Origin of the sequence: Pseudomonas sp. P179, from assembly GCF_000478485.2 — a bacterium.
Taxonomy (GTDB): Bacteria; Pseudomonadota; Gammaproteobacteria; order Pseudomonadales; family Pseudomonadaceae; genus Pseudomonas; species Pseudomonas aeruginosa.
This window is the reverse complement of record NZ_KI517354.1, coordinates 3,075,816-3,092,663: the sequence shown is the minus strand read 5'-3', so window position 1 is coordinate 3,092,663 and position 16,848 is coordinate 3,075,816. Positions and strand designations below refer to the sequence as shown.

Annotated in this window: 21 protein-coding genes; 16 read left to right on the top strand and 5 right to left on the bottom strand. The window is 66.3% G+C overall.

Going from position 1 to position 16,848, the window contains the following annotated elements:
- Positions 1-80 precede the first annotated feature (80 nt).
- From coxB to HMPREF1224_RS26865, 4 genes are read left to right on the top strand one after another with little or no spacing between them, the layout of a single operon-like run.
- A complete protein-coding gene (gene coxB / locus HMPREF1224_RS26880; RefSeq protein ID WP_003101203.1) occupies positions 81-1,205 on the top strand; it encodes a cytochrome c oxidase subunit II in 1,125 nt (374 codons plus the stop codon).
- 9 nt (positions 1,206-1,214) lie between these two features.
- Positions 1,215-2,807: a cytochrome c oxidase subunit I gene (gene ctaD, locus HMPREF1224_RS26875; RefSeq protein ID WP_003083723.1), complete on the top strand. Its 1,593-nt coding sequence runs from the start codon at positions 1,215-1,217 to the stop codon at positions 2,805-2,807.
- Positions 2,808-2,817: 10 nt separating this feature from the next.
- Positions 2,818-3,372: a cytochrome c oxidase assembly protein gene (locus HMPREF1224_RS26870; RefSeq protein ID WP_003083725.1), complete on the top strand. Its 555-nt coding sequence runs from the start codon at positions 2,818-2,820 to the stop codon at positions 3,370-3,372.
- A gap of 10 nt (positions 3,373-3,382) precedes the next feature.
- A complete protein-coding gene (locus HMPREF1224_RS26865) occupies positions 3,383-4,270 on the top strand; it encodes a cytochrome c oxidase subunit 3 (protein ID WP_010793582.1) in 888 nt (295 codons plus the stop codon).
- A gap of 15 nt (positions 4,271-4,285) precedes the next feature.
- On the opposite strand, the gene HMPREF1224_RS26860 is transcribed toward HMPREF1224_RS26865, so the two are convergent.
- Positions 4,286-4,495, bottom strand: coding sequence for a twin transmembrane helix small protein (locus HMPREF1224_RS26860; RefSeq protein ID WP_003101213.1), 210 nt, complete (start codon positions 4,493-4,495; stop codon positions 4,286-4,288).
- 15 nt (positions 4,496-4,510) lie between these two features.
- Between HMPREF1224_RS26860 and HMPREF1224_RS26855 the strand changes: the two genes are divergently transcribed.
- The 5 genes from HMPREF1224_RS26855 (at position 4,511) to senC (ending at position 8,597) form a co-directional block, all read left to right on the top strand.
- A complete protein-coding gene (locus HMPREF1224_RS26855) occupies positions 4,511-5,305 on the top strand; it encodes an SURF1 family protein (protein WP_003119510.1) in 795 nt (264 codons plus the stop codon).
- Positions 5,280-5,858, top strand: coding sequence for a hypothetical protein (locus HMPREF1224_RS26850; protein WP_003101218.1), 579 nt, complete (start codon positions 5,280-5,282; stop codon positions 5,856-5,858). Before HMPREF1224_RS26855 ends, HMPREF1224_RS26850 begins: the two co-directional genes overlap by 26 nt.
- Before the next feature lie 64 nt (positions 5,859-5,922).
- On the top strand, positions 5,923-6,996 hold the full coding sequence (locus HMPREF1224_RS26845) for a COX15/CtaA family protein (protein ID WP_003117203.1): 1,074 nt from the start codon (positions 5,923-5,925) through the stop codon (positions 6,994-6,996).
- A gap of 25 nt (positions 6,997-7,021) precedes the next feature.
- A complete protein-coding gene (gene cyoE / locus HMPREF1224_RS26840; protein ID WP_003083746.1) occupies positions 7,022-7,936 on the top strand; it encodes a heme o synthase in 915 nt (304 codons plus the stop codon).
- Between the two features lie 25 nt (positions 7,937-7,961).
- Complete coding sequence (senC, locus tag HMPREF1224_RS26835) at positions 7,962-8,597, top strand: cytochrome c oxidase copper chaperone SenC (RefSeq protein ID WP_003083748.1); 636 nt, start codon at positions 7,962-7,964, stop codon at positions 8,595-8,597.
- A gap of 39 nt (positions 8,598-8,636) precedes the next feature.
- On the opposite strand, the gene HMPREF1224_RS26830 is transcribed toward senC, so the two are convergent.
- A complete protein-coding gene (locus HMPREF1224_RS26830; protein ID WP_003083750.1) occupies positions 8,637-9,089 on the bottom strand; it encodes a GNAT family N-acetyltransferase in 453 nt (150 codons plus the stop codon).
- Between the two features lie 131 nt (positions 9,090-9,220).
- On the opposite strand from HMPREF1224_RS26830, the gene HMPREF1224_RS26825 reads away from it, so the two are divergent.
- From HMPREF1224_RS26825 to HMPREF1224_RS26795, 7 genes are all read left to right on the top strand, one after another.
- Positions 9,221-9,694, top strand: a complete 474-nt coding sequence (locus HMPREF1224_RS26825; protein WP_003083753.1) for a winged helix-turn-helix transcriptional regulator — start codon at positions 9,221-9,223, stop codon at positions 9,692-9,694.
- Between the two features lie 256 nt (positions 9,695-9,950).
- On the top strand, positions 9,951-10,679 hold the full coding sequence (locus tag HMPREF1224_RS26820; protein ID WP_003083755.1) for an SDR family oxidoreductase: 729 nt from the start codon (positions 9,951-9,953) through the stop codon (positions 10,677-10,679).
- A gap of 24 nt (positions 10,680-10,703) precedes the next feature.
- Positions 10,704-11,291, top strand: coding sequence for a 2-hydroxychromene-2-carboxylate isomerase (locus tag HMPREF1224_RS26815; protein WP_003119512.1), 588 nt, complete (start codon positions 10,704-10,706; stop codon positions 11,289-11,291).
- A 229-nt stretch (positions 11,292-11,520) separates the two neighbouring features.
- The gene (locus tag HMPREF1224_RS26810; RefSeq protein WP_003142411.1) at positions 11,521-12,870 is read left to right on the top strand and encodes a C4-dicarboxylate transporter DctA; all 1,350 of its coding nucleotides are present in this window, start codon (positions 11,521-11,523) and stop codon (positions 12,868-12,870) included.
- A gap of 48 nt (positions 12,871-12,918) precedes the next feature.
- Positions 12,919-13,605, top strand: coding sequence for a FadR/GntR family transcriptional regulator (locus HMPREF1224_RS26805; RefSeq protein WP_003083762.1), 687 nt, complete (start codon positions 12,919-12,921; stop codon positions 13,603-13,605).
- Positions 13,606-13,705: 100 nt separating this feature from the next.
- Positions 13,706-14,440, top strand: a complete 735-nt coding sequence (locus HMPREF1224_RS26800; protein ID WP_003117208.1) for a GntR family transcriptional regulator — start codon at positions 13,706-13,708, stop codon at positions 14,438-14,440.
- Positions 14,441-14,619: 179 nt separating this feature from the next.
- Positions 14,620-15,030 (top strand): aegerolysin family protein, encoded by a 411-nt coding sequence (locus tag HMPREF1224_RS26795; RefSeq protein WP_003101225.1) that lies wholly within the window; start codon positions 14,620-14,622, stop codon positions 15,028-15,030.
- Positions 15,031-15,061: 31 nt separating this feature from the next.
- Here the strand turns inward: HMPREF1224_RS26795 and HMPREF1224_RS26790 are convergent, their stop codons facing one another.
- The 3 genes from HMPREF1224_RS26790 to HMPREF1224_RS26780 all read right to left on the bottom strand — a co-directional run bounded on the left by HMPREF1224_RS26790 (position 15,062) and on the right by HMPREF1224_RS26780 (position 16,775).
- Complete coding sequence (locus HMPREF1224_RS26790; protein WP_010793581.1) at positions 15,062-15,970, bottom strand: LysR family transcriptional regulator; 909 nt, start codon at positions 15,968-15,970, stop codon at positions 15,062-15,064.
- Between the two features lie 299 nt (positions 15,971-16,269).
- Positions 16,270-16,551 (bottom strand): type II toxin-antitoxin system toxin ParE, encoded by a 282-nt coding sequence (gene parE / locus HMPREF1224_RS26785; RefSeq protein WP_003083773.1) that lies wholly within the window; start codon positions 16,549-16,551, stop codon positions 16,270-16,272.
- Positions 16,548-16,775, bottom strand: coding sequence for a CopG family ribbon-helix-helix protein (locus HMPREF1224_RS26780; protein ID WP_003083775.1), 228 nt, complete (start codon positions 16,773-16,775; stop codon positions 16,548-16,550). The genes parE and HMPREF1224_RS26780 overlap by 4 nt, the downstream gene beginning before the upstream one ends.
- Between the last annotated feature and the right edge of the window lie 73 nt (positions 16,776-16,848).

Below are 16,848 nucleotides of genomic sequence, written 5' to 3'. Positions count from 1 at the left end.
AAAGTTCGTTGTCTTGGCGGTCCACCCCTTGGCCGTTGGCGTCTGCCGGCGGGATAAAAACAACGATAAGGGGAACCCGAATGCTGCGACATCCACGAGTCTGGATGGGCTTCCTTTTGCTCTCGGCGATCAGCCAGGCGAATGCCGCCTGGACGGTCAACATGGCCCCGGGCGCTACCGAGGTGAGCCGGTCCGTCTTCGACCTGCACATGACCATCTTCTGGATCTGCGTGGTGATCGGCGTGCTGGTCTTCGGCGCGATGTTCTGGTCGATGATCGTCCACCGCCGCTCCACCGGCCAGCAGCCGGCGCACTTCCACGAGAGCACCACGGTGGAAATCCTCTGGACGGTGGTGCCGTTCGTGATCCTGGTGGTGATGGCGGTGCCCGCCACCCGCACCCTGATCCACATCTACGACACTTCCGAGCCGGAGCTGGACGTGCAGGTCACCGGCTACCAGTGGAAGTGGCAGTACAAGTACCTGGGCCAGGACGTCGAGTACTTCAGCAACCTGGCCACCCCGCAGGACCAGATCCACAACCGGCAGGCGAAGGACGAGCATTACCTGCTGGAGGTGGACGAGCCGCTGGTGCTGCCGGTGGGCACCAAGGTGCGCTTCCTGATCACCTCCAGCGACGTGATCCATTCCTGGTGGGTGCCGGCCTTCGCGGTCAAGCGCGACGCCATCCCCGGCTTCGTCAACGAGGCCTGGACCAAGGTCGACGAGCCCGGCATCTATCGTGGCCAGTGCGCCGAGCTGTGCGGCAAGGACCACGGCTTCATGCCGATCGTGGTCGACGTCAAGCCCAAGGCCGAGTTCGACCAGTGGCTGGCCAAGCGCAAGGAAGAGGCGGCGAAGGTCAAGGAACTGACCAGCAAGGAGTGGACCAAGGAAGAGTTGGTCGCGCGCGGCGACAAGGTCTACCACACCATCTGCGCCGCCTGCCACCAGGCCGAAGGCCAGGGCATGCCGCCGATGTTCCCGGCGCTGAAGGGTTCGAAGATCGTCACCGGGCCCAAGGAGCACCACCTGGAAGTGGTCTTCAACGGCGTGCCCGGCACCGCCATGGCGGCCTTCGGCAAGCAGCTCAACGAGGTCGACCTGGCCGCGGTGATCACCTACGAGCGCAACGCCTGGGGCAACGACGATGGCGACATGGTCACCCCGAAAGACGTCGTCGCCTACAAGCAGAAACAACAATAGGAGACCGCCATGAGTGCTGTGATCGATACGCCCGACCACCATGCCGGCGACCACCACCACGGACCGGCCAAGGGCCTGATGCGCTGGGTGCTGACGACCAACCACAAGGACATCGGCACCCTCTACCTGTGGTTCAGCTTCATGATGTTCCTGCTCGGCGGCTCGATGGCCATGGTGATCCGCGCCGAGCTGTTCCAGCCCGGCCTGCAGATCGTCGAGCCGGCGTTCTTCAACCAGATGACCACCATGCACGGCCTGATCATGGTCTTCGGCGCGGTGATGCCGGCCTTCGTCGGCCTGGCCAACTGGATGATCCCGCTGATGATCGGCGCGCCGGACATGGCCCTGCCGCGGATGAACAACTTCAGCTTCTGGCTGCTGCCGGCGGCCTTCGGCCTGCTGGTCAGCACCCTGTTCATGCCCGGCGGCGGCCCCAACTTCGGCTGGACCTTCTATGCGCCGCTGTCGACCACCTTCGCCCCGCACAGCGTGACCTTCTTCATCTTCGCCATCCACCTGGCCGGGATCAGCTCGATCATGGGCGCGATCAACGTGATCGCCACCATCCTCAACCTGCGCGCCCCGGGCATGACCCTGATGAAGATGCCGCTGTTCGTCTGGACCTGGCTGATCACCGCGTTCCTGCTGATCGCGGTGATGCCTGTGCTGGCCGGCGTGGTGACCATGATGCTGATGGACATCCACTTCGGCACCAGCTTCTTCAGCGCCGCCGGCGGCGGCGACCCGGTGCTGTTCCAGCACGTGTTCTGGTTCTTCGGCCACCCCGAGGTGTACATCATGATCCTGCCCGCCTTCGGTGCGGTCAGTGCGATCATCCCGACCTTCGCGCGCAAGCCGCTGTTCGGCTACACCTCGATGGTCTACGCCACCGCCAGCATCGCTTTCCTCTCCTTCGTGGTCTGGGCGCACCACATGTTCGTGGTCGGCATCCCGGTCACCGGCGAGCTGTTCTTCATGTACGCCACCATGCTGATCGCGGTGCCCACCGGGGTGAAGGTGTTCAACTGGGTGACCACCATGTGGGAGGGTTCGCTGACCTTCGAGACGCCGATGCTGTTCGCCGTGGCCTTCGTCATCCTGTTCACCATCGGCGGCTTCTCCGGACTGATGCTGGCGATCGCCCCGGCGGACTTCCAGTACCACGACACCTACTTCGTGGTCGCCCACTTCCACTACGTGCTGGTGCCCGGCGCGATCTTCGGCATCTTCGCCTCGGCTTACTACTGGCTGCCGAAGTGGACCGGCCACATGTACGACGAGACCCTCGGCAAGCTGCACTTCTGGATGAGCTTCATCGGCATGAACCTGGCGTTCTTCCCGATGCACTTCGTCGGCCTCGCCGGCATGCCGCGACGGATCCCCGACTACAACCTGCAGTTCGCCGACTTCAACATGGTTTCGTCGATCGGCGCCTTCATGTTCGGCACCACCCAGCTGCTGTTCCTGTTCATCGTCATCAAGTGCATCCGCGGCGGCAAGCCGGCCCCTGCCAAGCCCTGGGACGGCGCCGAGGGCCTGGAGTGGAGCATCCCCTCGCCGGCGCCCTACCACACCTTCAGCACCCCGCCCGAGGTCAAGTGAGGAGCGCGTCATGAGCGATGCCAAGGTCGATACCCGCCGCCTGGTCGGCCGCCTGCTGCTGGTGACCGTGCTGATGTTCGCCTTCGGCTTCGCCCTGGTGCCGCTCTATGACGTGATGTGCCGCGCCCTGGGGATCAACGGCAAGACCGCCGGCAGCGCCTACAGCGGCGAACAGCAGGTGGATGTCGGGCGCGAGGTGAAGGTGCAGTTCATGACCTCGAACAATATCGACATGGTCTGGGAGTTCCGCTCCGCCGGCGACCAGTTGGTGGTGCATCCCGGCGCGGTGAACCAGATGGTGTTCTACGCGCGCAACCCGAGCGACAAGCCGATGACTGCGCAGGCCATCCCGAGCATCGCCCCGGCCGAGGCCGCCGCCTACTTCCACAAGACCGAATGCTTCTGTTTCACCCAGCAGGTGCTGCAACCCGGCGAGAGCATCGAGATGCCGGTGCGCTTCATCGTCGACCGCGATCTGCCCAAGGATGTGCGGCACGTGACGCTGGCCTACACCCTCTTCGATATCACTGCGCGGAAGCCGCCCGTACCGGTTGCGGGACGATAAGGAGAACAACATGGCAAGCCACGAACACTATTACGTCCCCGCCCAGAGCAAGTGGCCGATCATCGCCAGCATCGGCCTGCTGGTGACGGTGTTCGGCCTGGGTACCTGGTTCAACGACCTCACCGCCGGCCACAAGGAGTCCCATGGCCCGTGGATCTTCTTCGTCGGCGGGCTGATCATCGCCTACATGCTGTTCGGCTGGTTCGGCAACGTCATCCGCGAGAGCCGCGCCGGACTCTACAGCGCACAGATGGACCGCTCGTTCCGCTGGGGCATGAGCTGGTTCATCTTCTCCGAGGTGATGTTCTTCGCCGCCTTCTTCGGCGCGCTGTTCTACGTCCGCCACTTCGCCGGTCCCTGGCTCGGCGGCGAGGGTGCCAAGGGCGTGGCGCACATGCTCTGGCCGAACTTCCAGTACAGCTGGCCGCTGCTGCAGACCCCGGACCCGAAGCTGTTCCCGCCGCCGAGCGCGGTGATCGAGCCGTGGAAGCTGCCGCTGATCAACACCATCCTGCTGGTCACCTCCAGCTTCACCGTGACCTTCGCCCACCACGCCCTGAAGAAGAACAAGCGCGGCCCGCTCAGGGCCTGGCTGGCGCTGACCGTGCTGCTGGGGATCGCCTTCCTGATCCTGCAGGCCGAGGAGTACGTGCACGCCTACAACGAGCTGGGCCTGACCCTCGGCGCCGGCATCTACGGCTCGACCTTCTTCATGCTCACCGGCTTCCACGGCGCCCACGTGACCCTCGGCGCGCTGATCCTCGGCATCATGCTGATCCGCATCCTGCGCGGTCACTTCGATGCCGAGCACCACTTCGGCTTCGAGGCCGCCAGTTGGTACTGGCACTTCGTCGACGTGGTCTGGATCGGCCTGTTCATCTTCGTCTACGTGATCTGACCGCCACCGGGGGAATCAGAAATGCCAGGGCGCGTGGCTGTTCAGCTCGCCGCTGTAGAAGCCCCAGGCGACCAGCACCAGGGTCGCCGCGGCGAGCACCACGCGGACGGTCAGCGAATTGACCACGCGGGAACCATGGCCCTGGTCCTTGACCAGGAAGAACAGGCCGCTGAACAGGCTCACCAGGGTAGCCAGCAGTAGCAGGACGATCGCCACTTTCAACATGGTGGGACTCCGGCGATGGGGGGATTCATGCAGTATAGCCAGCGCCTCGGGGAGGCCGGACGCAATGACAGACGCAGCATGCGTGGCGCGTTCCGCCCCGGCCTGCTGCCGACCCTGGTGGTCCTCGGCCTGCTGCCGGTGCTGCTCTGGCTGGGCACCTGGCAGTTGCAGCGGGCCGACGAGAAGCGCGCCCTGCTGGCCAGCTACGAGGCCCGGCGCGGCGCCGAGCCGGTGTCGCCTGGGCAGCTAGAGGGACTGCGCGACCCGGCGTACGTCCGCGTGCGCCTGCACGGCCGCTTCGACGAGCGGCATACGCTGCTGCTGGATAACCGGCTGCGCAACGGACAGGCCGGGGTCGAGGTGCTGCAACCCTTCTACGACCAGGCCAGCGGCCTCTGGCTGCTGGTCAACCGCGGCTGGGTCGCATGGACTGACCGACGTTCGCCGCCGACGCTGGAAACCCCCGACCGCGTCCTCCTGCTCGACGCCTGGACCTACCTGCCGCCACCCGGCGGCCTGCACCTGGCCGACGCGCCGGCCGGCGGCTGGCCGCGCCTGGTGACCCAGCTCGACATCCCGGCGCTGTGGCAGGCCTTCGGTCGCGCCGGGCTGCCCTGGGAAATCCGCCTGGAGCCGGGCGACGCCAGCTTCGACACCGATTGGCCCCTGGTCTCGATGCCGCCGGAGCGGCACACCGGCTACGCCGTGCAGTGGTTCGCCCTGGCGACGGCCCTGCTCGCCCTCTACCTCTACCTCGGTGTGCGCCGCGCACGGGAGAAAAACCATGAGTCTCGCGATTCCGATGCCTGAACGTCCGCGCCGCGCCCGTGGCCGCCTGCAACTGCTGGCGATCATCGGCCTGGTGGTGGGGCCGATGCTGCTCGCCAGCGCCATGTACAAATGGAATTTCTGGGTTCCGCAGGGGCGCAGCTACAGCGGCGCGCTGATCGGCAACGGCCAGACCCCCGCCGACCTCGGCGTGCAGGGACGCAGCCAGGGCGAGCAGTGGCAACTGCTGGTGACCGCGCCGGGTACTTGCGGCGAGGACTGCCAGCAACTGGTCTACCTGGCCCGCCAGGTCAACATCGCCCTCGGCCGCGAAGCCTCGCGCGCCGGCCACGCCCTGGCCGCCAGTGGCGAGCTGCCGGCGGACTTCGCCAACCTGGTGAGGCAGGACTACCCGCGCCTGCAGCGCTACGGCCTGGACCCGGCCCTGTACGACAAGGCCGGCGGCGGCGAGCGGCCGCTGCTGTGGGTGGTCGACCCGCACGGCAACCTGGTGCTGCGCTACGACGCCAAGGCCAACGGCAAGAAGCTGCTGAAGGACGTGCAACTGCTGCTCAAGCTCTCGCATATCGGTTGATCGGCGTGGCCGGCGCGGTTCCCGGCCCGATGAGGACAGAACGACAAGAAAAAGGGGCCCGCAAATGACAGGCGCAACCCGCAAACCCGGTTTCACCGTCGCCGTGCTGGCGACCCTGCTGGCCGCCGTGGTGGTCCTGCTCGGCGCCTATACCCGGCTGACCCACGCCGGCCTCGGCTGTCCGGACTGGCCAGGCTGCTACGGCTTCGTCCACGTGCCGCTGAGCGAGGCGCAACTGGCCCACGCCGAACTGCACTTCCCCGACGCCCCGGTGGAGGCACAGAAGGGCTGGAACGAGATGATCCACCGCTATTTCGCCGGCGCCCTCGGCCTGCTCATCCTTGGCCTGGCGTTGCATGCGCTGGTCCGCCGCGGGCGCGACGGCCAACCGCTGAAGCTGCCGCTGCTGCTGCTCGCGGTGGTAATCGCGCAGGCCGCCTTCGGCATGTGGACGGTGACCCTCAAGCTCTGGCCGCAGGTGGTCACCGCCCATCTGCTCGGCGGCTTCACCACCCTGGCGCTGCTCTTTCTCCTCGCCCTGCGCCTCTCCGGACGCTTCGCGGCGCGGCGCTACCCGGCGGCGACCCGCGGACTGGCGGGGCTGGCCCTGCTCCTGGTGATCGGCCAGATCGCCCTCGGCGGCTGGGTCAGCAGCAACTATGCGGCGGTGGCCTGCATCGACCTGCCCACCTGCCATGGCGAGTGGTGGCCGCGGATGGACTTCGCCAACGGCTTCCACCTGACCCAGCACATCGGCCCCAACTACCTCGGCGGCCAGCTCGACAGCGACGCGCGCACGGCGATCCACATGACCCACCGGATCGGAGCGCTGTGCGTGACCCTGGTCCTCCTGCTGCTCGCCTGGCGCCTGCAGCGCAGCGGCCTGGTCTGGCCGACCGCGCTGATGCTGCTCGGCCTGTCGCTGCAGATCGGCCTGGGCATCAGCAACGTGCTGCTGCACCTGCCGCTGCCGGTGGCGGTGGCGCACAACGGCGGTGGCGCCCTGCTGCTGCTCAGCCTGGTGCTGGTCAACTATCGCCTGCGCGCGCCGGCCAGCGTCCGCGCGCCGGCACCGTCGCCGCAGCGCGTGCGCCGCACGCTGCCGCCGGCGCAAGGTTCGCGGCTGAAGGCCGCCTGACAGACAGAAGGATGGAGGTAAGGATATGGCCACCGTCATCGATCGCCACAGCCAGCCGACCTGGCGCGACTTCCTCGAACTGACCAAGCCCAAGGTCGTGGTGCTGATGCTGATCACCTCGCTGATCGGCATGCTGCTCGCCACCAAGGCGCCGCTGGATGGCTTCGTGCCCTGGCAGGTGCTGATCTTCGGCAACCTCGGCATCGGCCTTTGTGCCGGCGCGGCGGCGGCGGTCAACCATGTGGTGGACCGGCGCATCGACTCGATCATGGCGCGGACCCACAAGCGGCCGCTGGCCGAGGGCCGGGTGTCGCCGAGCATGGCGCTGGGCTTCGCGCTGCTCCTGGCGCTGGCCGGGATGGCCGTGCTGCTGGCCTTCACCAACCCGCTGACGGCCTGGCTGACCCTCGCCTCGCTGCTCGGCTACGCGGCGCTCTACACCGGCTTCCTGAAGCGCGCCACGCCGCAGAACATCGTCATCGGCGGGCTCGCCGGGGCGGCGCCGCCGCTGCTCGGCTGGGTCGCCATCACCGGCCACCTGAGCGCCGAGCCGCTGTTGCTGGTACTGATCATCTTCGCCTGGACCCCACCGCATTTCTGGGCGCTCTGCATCCACCGCAAGGACGAATACGCCAAGGCCGACATCCCGATGTTGCCGGTGACCCACGGCGAGCGCTACACCAAGCTGCACATCCTGCTCTATACCCTGGTGCTGTTCGCGGTGAGCCTGATGCCGTTCGTCATCCACATGAGCGGGCTGGTCTACCTGCTCTGCGCCCTGGCCCTGGGCGCGCGCTTCCTCGACTGGGCCTGGGCGCTCTACTGTGACAGCCGGCCACATGCGGCGATAAAGACCTTCAAGTACTCTATCGTCTACCTGTTCCTGCTGTTCATGGCGCTGCTGGTGGACCACTATCTGCCGCTGAAGCTGCTTCTCTGATCCCACTCTAGAGCCTTGCCCACCCATGACTCGAGTCAACAAGACCGTCCTCGTCCTCGTCGCCCTGGTCGCCCTGGTCCTCGGCCTCACCGTGCACAAGGTGCTCACCGCCCAGCGCCAGGCCGATCCCACCGTGCTGCTCGACGCCGGCATCGTGATCCTGCCGCAGACGCGCAAGGTGCCGGCGCTGGAGTTCACCAACCAGGACGGCCAGGCGGTCAGCACTGCCAGTCTCAAGGGTCGCTGGCACCTGCTGTTCTTCGGCTACACCTTCTGCCCCGATGTCTGCCCGACCACCCTCGCCCAGCTCCGCGAATTGCAGGGCAAGCTGCCGCAGGAGGTGCGCGACGACCTGCAGGTGGTATTCGTCAGCGTCGATCCGAACCGCGACACGCCGCAGCAGATCAAGCAATACCTGGGCTACTTCAACGCCGGCTTCCAGGGGCTCACCGGCACTCCGGAGAACATCCAGAAGCTGGCCAACGCCATGAGCATCCCCTACATCCCCGCCGACACCAGCAAGCCCAACTACACCGTCGACCACAGCGGCAACCTGGTGATCATCGGCCCGGACGGCGAGCAGCACGGCTTCATCCGCGCGCCGCTGAACAACGCCAAGCTGGAAGCCCAACTGCCCGGCGTGCTCAAGCCGCAGGCCTGATTCCCTTTCCTTCCTCCACCGTCCGCGGCGTTCCGGGCCTCAGGCCCGGCGCATGCCGATGTGCGGGATGTCGTCTTCCAGGTAGACCTCGGTGACCGCGACGAAGCCATAGCGGCCGTAGTAGGCCTGCAGGTGGGCCTGGGCCGAGAGGTACACCGGGGTATCCAGCCAGAGGCGCTCCGCCGCCTGCAGCGCGCGTTCCATCAACTGGTGACCAAGCCCCTGGCCGCGCGCGGCCGAGGAACTGACCACCCGGCCGATCACCACCTGGCCCTCGTGGCGAACCGGGTCCAGCAGGCGCAGGTAGGCGAGCAACTGGCCGTCGCGCCAGGCCATCAGGTGATGGGTATCGCCGACCAGATCGAGGCCGTCGACTTCCTGATAGGGGCATTTCTGTTCCACCACGAAGACCTCGGTGCGCAATTGCAGCAGCGCGTAGAGTTCCTTCAGGGTGAGGTCGGCGTGGTGCTTGCAGGTCCAGTCGAGCGACATGGTCGGGATTCCGGGGCAGGAGACAGGAACGCGGTTATGCCATGGGCGGCGGGCCGCTGGAAAGGCGTGGCCGGTCGGTTTCGTTTCAGAACCCACGCGGCTATCCTTTGCCGAACGGCTGGAGGTGTCTCATGCGTTGGGAAGAACTGAGCGAACAACCCTGTTCGCTGGCGCGGGTGCTGGCGATCCTCGGCGATCGCTGGACCCTGCTGGTATTGCGCGACTGCTTTCTCGGCGTGCGCCGTTTCGACGACTTCGAGCGCAGCCTCGGCGTGACCCGTCACGTCCTCGCCGACCGCCTCAAGCGCCTTGTCGAAGCGGAGATACTGGCCAAGGTGCCCTACCAGGAAAGGCCGCTGCGCGAGGAATACCGGCTTACCGAGAAAGGGATGGAACTGTACCCGGCCATCCTTTCCCTGGTGAACTGGGGCGACCGCCACCTCGCCGGCGTCGAGGGGCCGCCACTCGAGCATGTGCACAAGCATTGCGGCCAACACATGCATGGCGTGCTGGTCTGTTCCGAATGCGGTGAGCCGCTGCACGCGCGGGACGTGACGGTACGCGAGGGGCTGTTCTGGAAGGGGCGCCTGCTGCGGCGCGGCTGAGCGTTCCAGGCCTGGCCGCCGACGCGAATCGGCGGATAAACGCCGATGGCGTTACGGCAGGAAGGACGCTGTCGTACCAGGCTCCGCCGACCGGTCCCCTCTCTTCAGGGAGAGGACGTGCCGGGCAGGCCGGGACAGGCAGAGTAATTGGTGCGCGGATATCACTCGAGCCCTTGCCAGTTGACAAGTTCCTTTTAAGAACTAACTATCGTCTCTATTGGGTTCTAAAAAAGAACTAACAAGAGAGGCCTCTGCAATGACCCAGCGCAAAGCGGTTCTGGTAATGGGCGCCGGCGACGCCACCGGTGGCGCCATCGCCCGGCGGTTCGCCCGCGAGGGCTACGTGGCGTGCGTCGCCCGGCGCAACGCGGAGAAGCTGGAGCCGCTGGTGCAGGCCATCCGCGACCAAGGCGGCGAGGCTCTGGCCTGCGGCTGCGACGCACGCCAGGAGCAGCAGGTGATCGACCTCTTCGCCCGCATCGAGGGTGAGGTCGGTGCGCTGGAGGCGGTGATCTTCAACGTCGGCGCCAACGTCTGGTTCCCGATCACCGAAACCACCGAACGGGTCTATCGCAAGGTCTGGGAGATGGCCGCCTTCGGCGGCTTCCTCACCGGCCGCGAGGCGGCGCGGGTGATGCTGCCGCGGCAGCGCGGAACGATCATCTTCACTGGCGCCACCGCCTCGTTGCGCGGCCGCGCGCATTTCGCCGCGTTCTCCGGCGCCAAGTTCGCCCTGCGTGCCCTGGCCCAAAGCATGGCGCGCGAGCTGGGGCCGAAGGGCATCCACGTCGCCCACCCGATCATCGACGGCGCCATCGACACCGACTTCATCCGCGAAACCCTGCCCGAGCTGTACAAGCGCAAGGAGCAGGACGGCATCCTCGATCCCGAGCACATCGCCGAGACCTACTGGCAGATCCACTGCCAGCCGCGCGACTGCTGGGTGCACGAACTGGACCTGCGCCCCTGGATGGAAACCTTCTGATCCCCGCCACGGAAAGAGCCACGCATGAGCAAGCAAATCGAGTTCTTCTTCGACTTCGGCAGTCCCACCACCTACCTCGCCTGGACCCAACTGCCGCGCATCGCCGCCGCCCATGGCGCGAGCATCGCCTGGCGGCCGATGCTGCTGGGCGGCGTGTTCAAGGCCACCGGCAACCATTCGCCGATTGAGGTGCCGGCCAAGGGGCGCTATACCCTCCACGACCTGGCGCGCTATGCGAAACGCTACGGCGTGCCACTGGCCTTCAACCCGGCCTTCCCGATCAACACCCTGACGCTGATGCGCGGCGCCCAGGGCTATCTCGGCGGCGAAGGGTTCCAGCCCTACCTGAAAGCGGTGTTCGAAGCGTTGTGGGTACGACAGCAGAACCTCGGCAAGCCCGAGGTGGTCGCCCAGGTGCTGGCGGAGGCTGGGTTCGATCCGGATGAGTTCCTCCGCCTGGTTGGCGACGAGCAGGTCAAGGAGGGGCTCAAGGCGACCACCGAAGAGGCGGTGCGGCGCGGCGTCTTCGGCGCGCCCAGCTTCTTCGTCGGCGACCAGTTGTTCTTCGGCCAGGATCGCCTCGATTTCGTCGCCGAGGCCCTCGCCGGCTGACCTCCCCTTCCCCGCGGCGAGCCGCTCTGGCCCGCCGCCTTGCGCCATCCGAGCGCCCTCCTCCCGGCTGCGGCCCGCGCGTGCCGTGGTTCCTGGCCATTCGTCGCGCCCGCCGATAGCGGCTTGTCAGGCTGACTTCTTTGCGTATAGGCTGAACTGGTCAGACCGGTAATACCACAATAAAAATGCGTTCATCGCCCGCCTCCGCGAGGCCCGATGGAAGCGCCGAATGGAGACTCCTGCGATGTTCATCAAGCGCTGTTCCCGCTCGATATTCCTGCAAGTCGTGATTGGCCTGGTGATAGGCGTGATCTGCGGGGTCGGCATTCCCGACCTGGCCGTGCAGATGAAGCCGCTGGGCGATGGCTTCATCAAGCTGATCAAGATGCTCATCGCACTGATCGTCTTCTGCGTGGTGGTCAACGGCATCTCCGGCGCCGGCGACCTGAAGAAGGTCGGCCGCATCGGCCTGAAGTCGGTGATCTACTTCGAAATCCTCACCACCATCGCCCTGGTCCTCGGCCTGGTGGTCGCCTACAGCCTGGGCCTGGGCAGCGGCGCCAACATCCATCTCAACGAACTGCCCGCCGGCGACGTCGCCCTGTATACCGGGCGCACCCAGGAAATCCATGGCCCCGTGGCATTCCTCATGGGCCTGATCCCGACCTCTGTGTTCAGCGCCTTCGCCGAGAACGACATCCTCCAGGTCCTGCTGTTCTCCGTGCTGTTCGGCAGCGCCCTGAACCTGGTCGGCGAGCAGGCCAGCGGCGTGGCCCGCCTGATCAACGAATTCAGCCACATCGTGTTCCGCATCATGGGCATGATCGTGCGCCTGGCACCGCTCGGCGTGTTCGGCGCGGTGGCCTTCACCACCGCCCGCTACGGCGTCGACTCGCTCAGCCACCTGGGCGCGCTGGTGCTGGTGTTCTACGCCACCTGCCTGGTCTTCGTCATGGCGGTGCTCGGTAGCGTCCTGCGTCTCTCCGGGGTGCGCATGCTGCCGTTCCTGCGCTACTTCCGCGAAGAGCTGCTGATCGTGATGGGCACCGCCTCCTCCGACGCGGTGCTGCCGCAGGTGATGCGCAAGCTCGAGCACATGGGCATCCGCAGCTCCACGGTAGGCCTGGTGATTCCCACCGGCTACTCGTTCAACCTCGACGGATTCTCGATCTACCTGACCCTGGCGGTGGTGTTCATCGCCCACGTCACCGGCACGCCGCTGGCGATGACCGACCTGATCACCATCCTGCTGGTTTCGCTGGTCACCTCCAAGGGCGCCCACGGCATTCCCGGCTCGGCCCTGGTGATCCTCGCCGCCACCCTCACCGCGGTGCCGGCGATCCCGGTGGCCGGCCTGGTGCTGGTGCTTTCGGTGGACTGGTTCATGGGCATCGGCCGCGCGCTGACCAACCTGATCGGCAACTGCGTGGCCACCGTGACCATCGCCCGCTGGGAAAACGACATCGATATGCCGCGCGCGCAGGCCATACTCGACGGGCGCCTGGAGGCGCCGGCCAAGGCCGACGGCGAGCCGCTCAAGCGCAGCGCGGTGGCCGGGGAAGGCAAGCTGCATGGCTGACGCGCCGAGGCGCGTTGCACGTCCGATTGGCAAGTAAAGGGAGGCGACATGTTTTCTTCGTCCAAGCTGGTCAACGCGGTTGCCCAGCGCCTGCTCGACACCATCGAGCAGGGTCGCTGGGTCGCCGGCCAGATGTTGCCCGGCCAGCGCGAGCTGGCTGAACAGATGGAAATCAGCCGGCCGAGCCTGCGCGAGGCGATCATGGTCCTGGAGACCCTGGGCGTGGTCCGTTCGCTGCCGGGCAAGGGCGTGATGGTCCTCGAACGCAGCGAACCGCTGCGCGAGGTCGCGGCGCCCGGCGAGGCGACCATGGAAGACGTCCTGCAACTGCGCTATGCGCTGGAGCCGTTCATCGTCGGCATCGTCGCGCAGAGCGCCGGGGCGGCGGAGATCAGCGAACTGCGGCTGTTGCTGCTGGACCTGCGCGAAGCGGTCGAGGATGGCGACCCGCAGGCTCTGGTTGAGGCCTACACGGCCTTCCACCGGCGCCTGGTGAAGCTCACCTCGAACCCGATCTTCCTCAGCGTTTCCGAACAGATCGGCAGCGCCCTGGAACGCAGCGACAACCTGGTGCGCCGCCAGCCGGAATACGCCGAGGAGATCCTCCAGGAACACGACGCCATCCTCCGTGCGATCCGCCAGCACGACAGCGAGCGGGCGAGCCAGGCGATGCGCCAGCACATCCTCAACGAAGGCGCGCGCCTGAACATCGACCTGCGCTTGCCGCAGGTCTGATCGCCCGCGCCAGGGTTCCAACCCGGGACCGTCGCGGCGCCCGGACGGCTTTCGTCCGCCGCCTGCGAAGGCCCACAAGCACGACTCGACAGGTGTGAACATGGTCGGATTCGAAGCACGTACCCAGCAGGGCGCCGCGCTGCGCCCCACCAGCCATTTCGTCTACGAAAGCATCTACACGGCAATCCTGGAAAAGCGCCTGGCGCCGGCCGCCAAGCTGAGCAAGGAAACCCTCGGGCAGATCTTCCGGGTCAGCAACGGTACCATCCAGCGTGCCCTCACCCGTCTCGCCGAGGACGGCGCGGTGGTGATGCCGCCGAAGGAGGTCGCCAGCGTTGCCCGCCCGGACGAGCGCCAGGCGCGGCAGGTGCTGGACGCGCGCCTGCTGGTGGAAAGCGAAGTGGTGCGGCAACTGCCCGCGGGGCTGGATCCCGCCGCCCTTGCCGAGCTACGGGCGCTGGTCGACGAGGAGCAGGCTTGCCTCGCGGCCCGCGACAGCGCCGGGCTGATCCGTCTCGCCGGGCGCTTCCACCTGCGCCTGGCCGAACTGACCGAGAATCCCTTGCTGCAGGGTTTCGTCCGTGGCCTGGTGGCACGCGCCTCGCTGGACATCGCGCTGAACAAGGGGGCGGTCTATACCGCCGAGGCCTGCGCCGCGCAGCGCGCCCTGCTCGATGCCCTGGAGGACGGCGACAGCGCGGCGGCGGCTGCGCTGATGGACGCTTACCTGCGAGGCCTGTTCGCCCGCATGCGCTTCCTGCCGCCACCCACCACCGACCTGCGCGAGGCATTCGGCATGAAGGCCCCTCGCGGGGAAAAACGCCGGAGGGCCTGACCTCCCCGGCCGCCGCCTACCAGATCTGGCAGGCGGTGGTGGCTGGTGGCCAGCCTATAGTGAAGCGGGTCAGGGATGGCGCCGTGCTGGTCGAAGTAGCCAAGGGTCCGTTGTGAGCGCCCGGTCCTGTCCGTGACGTCCTACAGGAAGCTGTGAACGCATGGTTAACGGAGATCGACATGGCATACGCAGAATGGATCGCAGTGAAGGTCGTGGTATCCAAATCCATCGGCACGGTGGGCATCCGCAACGCCACCTTGCAATGGGGCAAGTTCTACCGCTACACCAACAAGGACGACGAGATTTCCACCGAGGAAGTCAGCAGCATGAACGTGCAGGCCGGCAGCCCGCAATGGATCGCCTCCTGCGGACGGGAGAACGCTTCGTCCGGCACCCAGGGCAGCTTCGACTGCTACGACGGCAACACCAAGATGGGCACCTTCAGCTGGGATGACCCGTGGAAATCCGGCGCCACCAACACCTGGAGCTTCACGCCGGCATCGGCGGACTATGCCGGCATCACCAGCGGCGGCAACGCTACGGGCACGGACATCGGCGAGGTCACCCTGACCCTCGGCCGCTTCTCCTGACGGTACCTGGAGCTGGCCGGCAGTCCGTCGGTCAGCTCCAGCGCTCATCCCCGTCCGTGGCGAACGCTCGCCGCAGCGCCTCGATGGCGACCTTCACCTTGGCCGGCTGGGCCTCGCGCCGTGGCGTCACCGCATAGATGCCGAGCCCGGGAATCCTCCACTCCGGCAATAGCTGTTGCAGGCGCCCGTCGTTCAGCGCGTCGCGCACCTCCGGCAGCGGCTGGTAGGACACGCCGAGTCCGTCGAGGGTGAACTGACGCACCGCGAGCATCCCGTTGGCGGCCACCCGTGGCTCCAGGCGCAGTTTGCAGACTTCCCCGCCCGGCCCGCCGAGCGTCAGGTGGTTGAGGTGGTTCGAGGTGTTCAGGGAAATCCAGTCGACCTCGGTCAACTGCTCCGGACGGTTGATGGGCGCCCGTTGGCGCAAATAGGCCGGCGCCGCGCAGAGCACGCTGCTCCAATCGCCGAGGTGGCGCGCCACCAGGCTGGAGTCGGCGAGATTGCCGACGCGTATCGCCAGGTCGATGCGCTCGGCGACCAGATCGATGCGCTCGTCCTGGAAGAACAGCTGCAGGCGCAACTGGCGGTGGTTCTCCAGCAACGGTTTCAGCGCCTGGGTGATCAGCGTGCCGGAGAACCCCACCGGCGCCGCCAGGCGCAACTCACCCACCGGCGCATCGCGCCATTCGCCAAGCCGCCGCTCGGCTTCCTCGGCGATCGCCAGCATCTGCGCGCAACTGCGATAGAACGCCTCGCCGGCCTCGGTCAGGGTCAGCCGGCGGGTGGTGCGATGCAGCAAAGTGACCTGGGCGCGGCTCTCCAGCTTGCGGATCTGCTGGCTGACTGCCGAAGGGGTCATGCCCAGGCTCTGGGCCGCGGCTGCCATCGAACCCTTGTCCACCACAGTGGCGAAGATCGCCATGCCTTTCAGCGAATCCATGCCGGTTCCTCCTTGCGGGAGACTGCGCCTGGGGAAAAATCACCGGAAAAAGCGCGAGAAAGCATGCCCAGCGGGCGAGGTCGTCGGGTTACGGAAAAATACGGACGCGTATGGGAGCGAAGCATGAGTCACCCAAAGAACTAATCAGGTCGCAGTGGTCGCATGTTGGTCGCTCTCATTGGTCAGGTCGAAAAATGTCCATTTTTTGTGAGTTATGGATGTTTTGTCCGAAGTAAGCTACTCAGTACAAGTCAAGGGAAATATTCATTTTGAAACATCTTGTAACCGTGTGACCACTTTCAGGGGGTAATTTCGACCCTGTCGATGCGCAAAATCTGGATTTCCTTGCCTTTAACCCGAAACGGGGCGCTGAACGGCCAGCGCTCCAGGGTCAGGGTGCGTACGCCTGGCACCTCGCTGGGCCGCCCTGCCCCCTGGTTGGCTACCTGCTGCAGCGGTTTCACCTGCTCGACGATGTCCTGAACGGCTTTCAGAGCTTTTTCCGGGCCGATCAGCACGACGTAATGGTCGTAGATGGCGTCCAGGTCGGCGGCCGCCTTGCGGGTCCACTTCAGGCTCATTGCAGCCCCCAGCGCTTCTCGATCTCGGTGTGTTCCAGCAGGCGACCGGCATTGGCATCGGCCAAGCCTTCATCGATGGCAGCGACCTGCCACTGCTGCCTTTCCAGGTACTGCGCGAGCGCCTGCCGCAGGTGGTAGGGGCGGTCGCGGTGGGTGGCGCGGGCCAGTTCGTCGAGGGCCGCGACCAGGGCGTCATCGGCGCGGAACGAGACTACGGTGCTCATTTTCTGATCAGCTTCGTTTTCGATGTATACGGTGTTTACAGTGAAAACGAATGTATACGAAAGCTTTCGGGCG

Coding starts and splice junctions, on each gene's coding strand:
- coxB (WP_003101203.1), top strand. CDS start 81: ATGCTGCGACATCCACGAGTCTGGATGGGCTTCCTTTTGCTCTCGGCG.
- ctaD (WP_003083723.1), top strand. CDS start 1,215: ATGAGTGCTGTGATCGATACGCCCGACCACCATGCCGGCGACCACCAC.
- HMPREF1224_RS26870 (WP_003083725.1), top strand. CDS start 2,818: ATGAGCGATGCCAAGGTCGATACCCGCCGCCTGGTCGGCCGCCTGCTG.
- HMPREF1224_RS26865 (WP_010793582.1), top strand. CDS start 3,383: ATGGCAAGCCACGAACACTATTACGTCCCCGCCCAGAGCAAGTGGCCG.
- HMPREF1224_RS26860 (WP_003101213.1), bottom strand. CDS start 4,495: ATGTTGAAAGTGGCGATCGTCCTGCTACTGCTGGCTACCCTGGTGAGC.
- HMPREF1224_RS26855 (WP_003119510.1), top strand. CDS start 4,511: ATGGGGGGATTCATGCAGTATAGCCAGCGCCTCGGGGAGGCCGGACGC.
- HMPREF1224_RS26850 (WP_003101218.1), top strand. CDS start 5,280: ATGAGTCTCGCGATTCCGATGCCTGAACGTCCGCGCCGCGCCCGTGGC.
- HMPREF1224_RS26845 (WP_003117203.1), top strand. CDS start 5,923: ATGACAGGCGCAACCCGCAAACCCGGTTTCACCGTCGCCGTGCTGGCG.
- cyoE (WP_003083746.1), top strand. CDS start 7,022: ATGGCCACCGTCATCGATCGCCACAGCCAGCCGACCTGGCGCGACTTC.
- senC (WP_003083748.1), top strand. CDS start 7,962: ATGACTCGAGTCAACAAGACCGTCCTCGTCCTCGTCGCCCTGGTCGCC.
- HMPREF1224_RS26830 (WP_003083750.1), bottom strand. CDS start 9,089: ATGTCGCTCGACTGGACCTGCAAGCACCACGCCGACCTCACCCTGAAG.
- HMPREF1224_RS26825 (WP_003083753.1), top strand. CDS start 9,221: ATGCGTTGGGAAGAACTGAGCGAACAACCCTGTTCGCTGGCGCGGGTG.
- HMPREF1224_RS26820 (WP_003083755.1), top strand. CDS start 9,951: ATGACCCAGCGCAAAGCGGTTCTGGTAATGGGCGCCGGCGACGCCACC.
- HMPREF1224_RS26815 (WP_003119512.1), top strand. CDS start 10,704: ATGAGCAAGCAAATCGAGTTCTTCTTCGACTTCGGCAGTCCCACCACC.
- HMPREF1224_RS26810 (WP_003142411.1), top strand. CDS start 11,521: ATGGAGACTCCTGCGATGTTCATCAAGCGCTGTTCCCGCTCGATATTC.
- HMPREF1224_RS26805 (WP_003083762.1), top strand. CDS start 12,919: ATGTTTTCTTCGTCCAAGCTGGTCAACGCGGTTGCCCAGCGCCTGCTC.
- HMPREF1224_RS26800 (WP_003117208.1), top strand. CDS start 13,706: ATGGTCGGATTCGAAGCACGTACCCAGCAGGGCGCCGCGCTGCGCCCC.
- HMPREF1224_RS26795 (WP_003101225.1), top strand. CDS start 14,620: ATGGCATACGCAGAATGGATCGCAGTGAAGGTCGTGGTATCCAAATCC.
- HMPREF1224_RS26790 (WP_010793581.1), bottom strand. CDS start 15,970: ATGGATTCGCTGAAAGGCATGGCGATCTTCGCCACTGTGGTGGACAAG.
- parE (WP_003083773.1), bottom strand. CDS start 16,551: ATGAGCCTGAAGTGGACCCGCAAGGCGGCCGCCGACCTGGACGCCATC.
- HMPREF1224_RS26780 (WP_003083775.1), bottom strand. CDS start 16,775: ATGAGCACCGTAGTCTCGTTCCGCGCCGATGACGCCCTGGTCGCGGCC.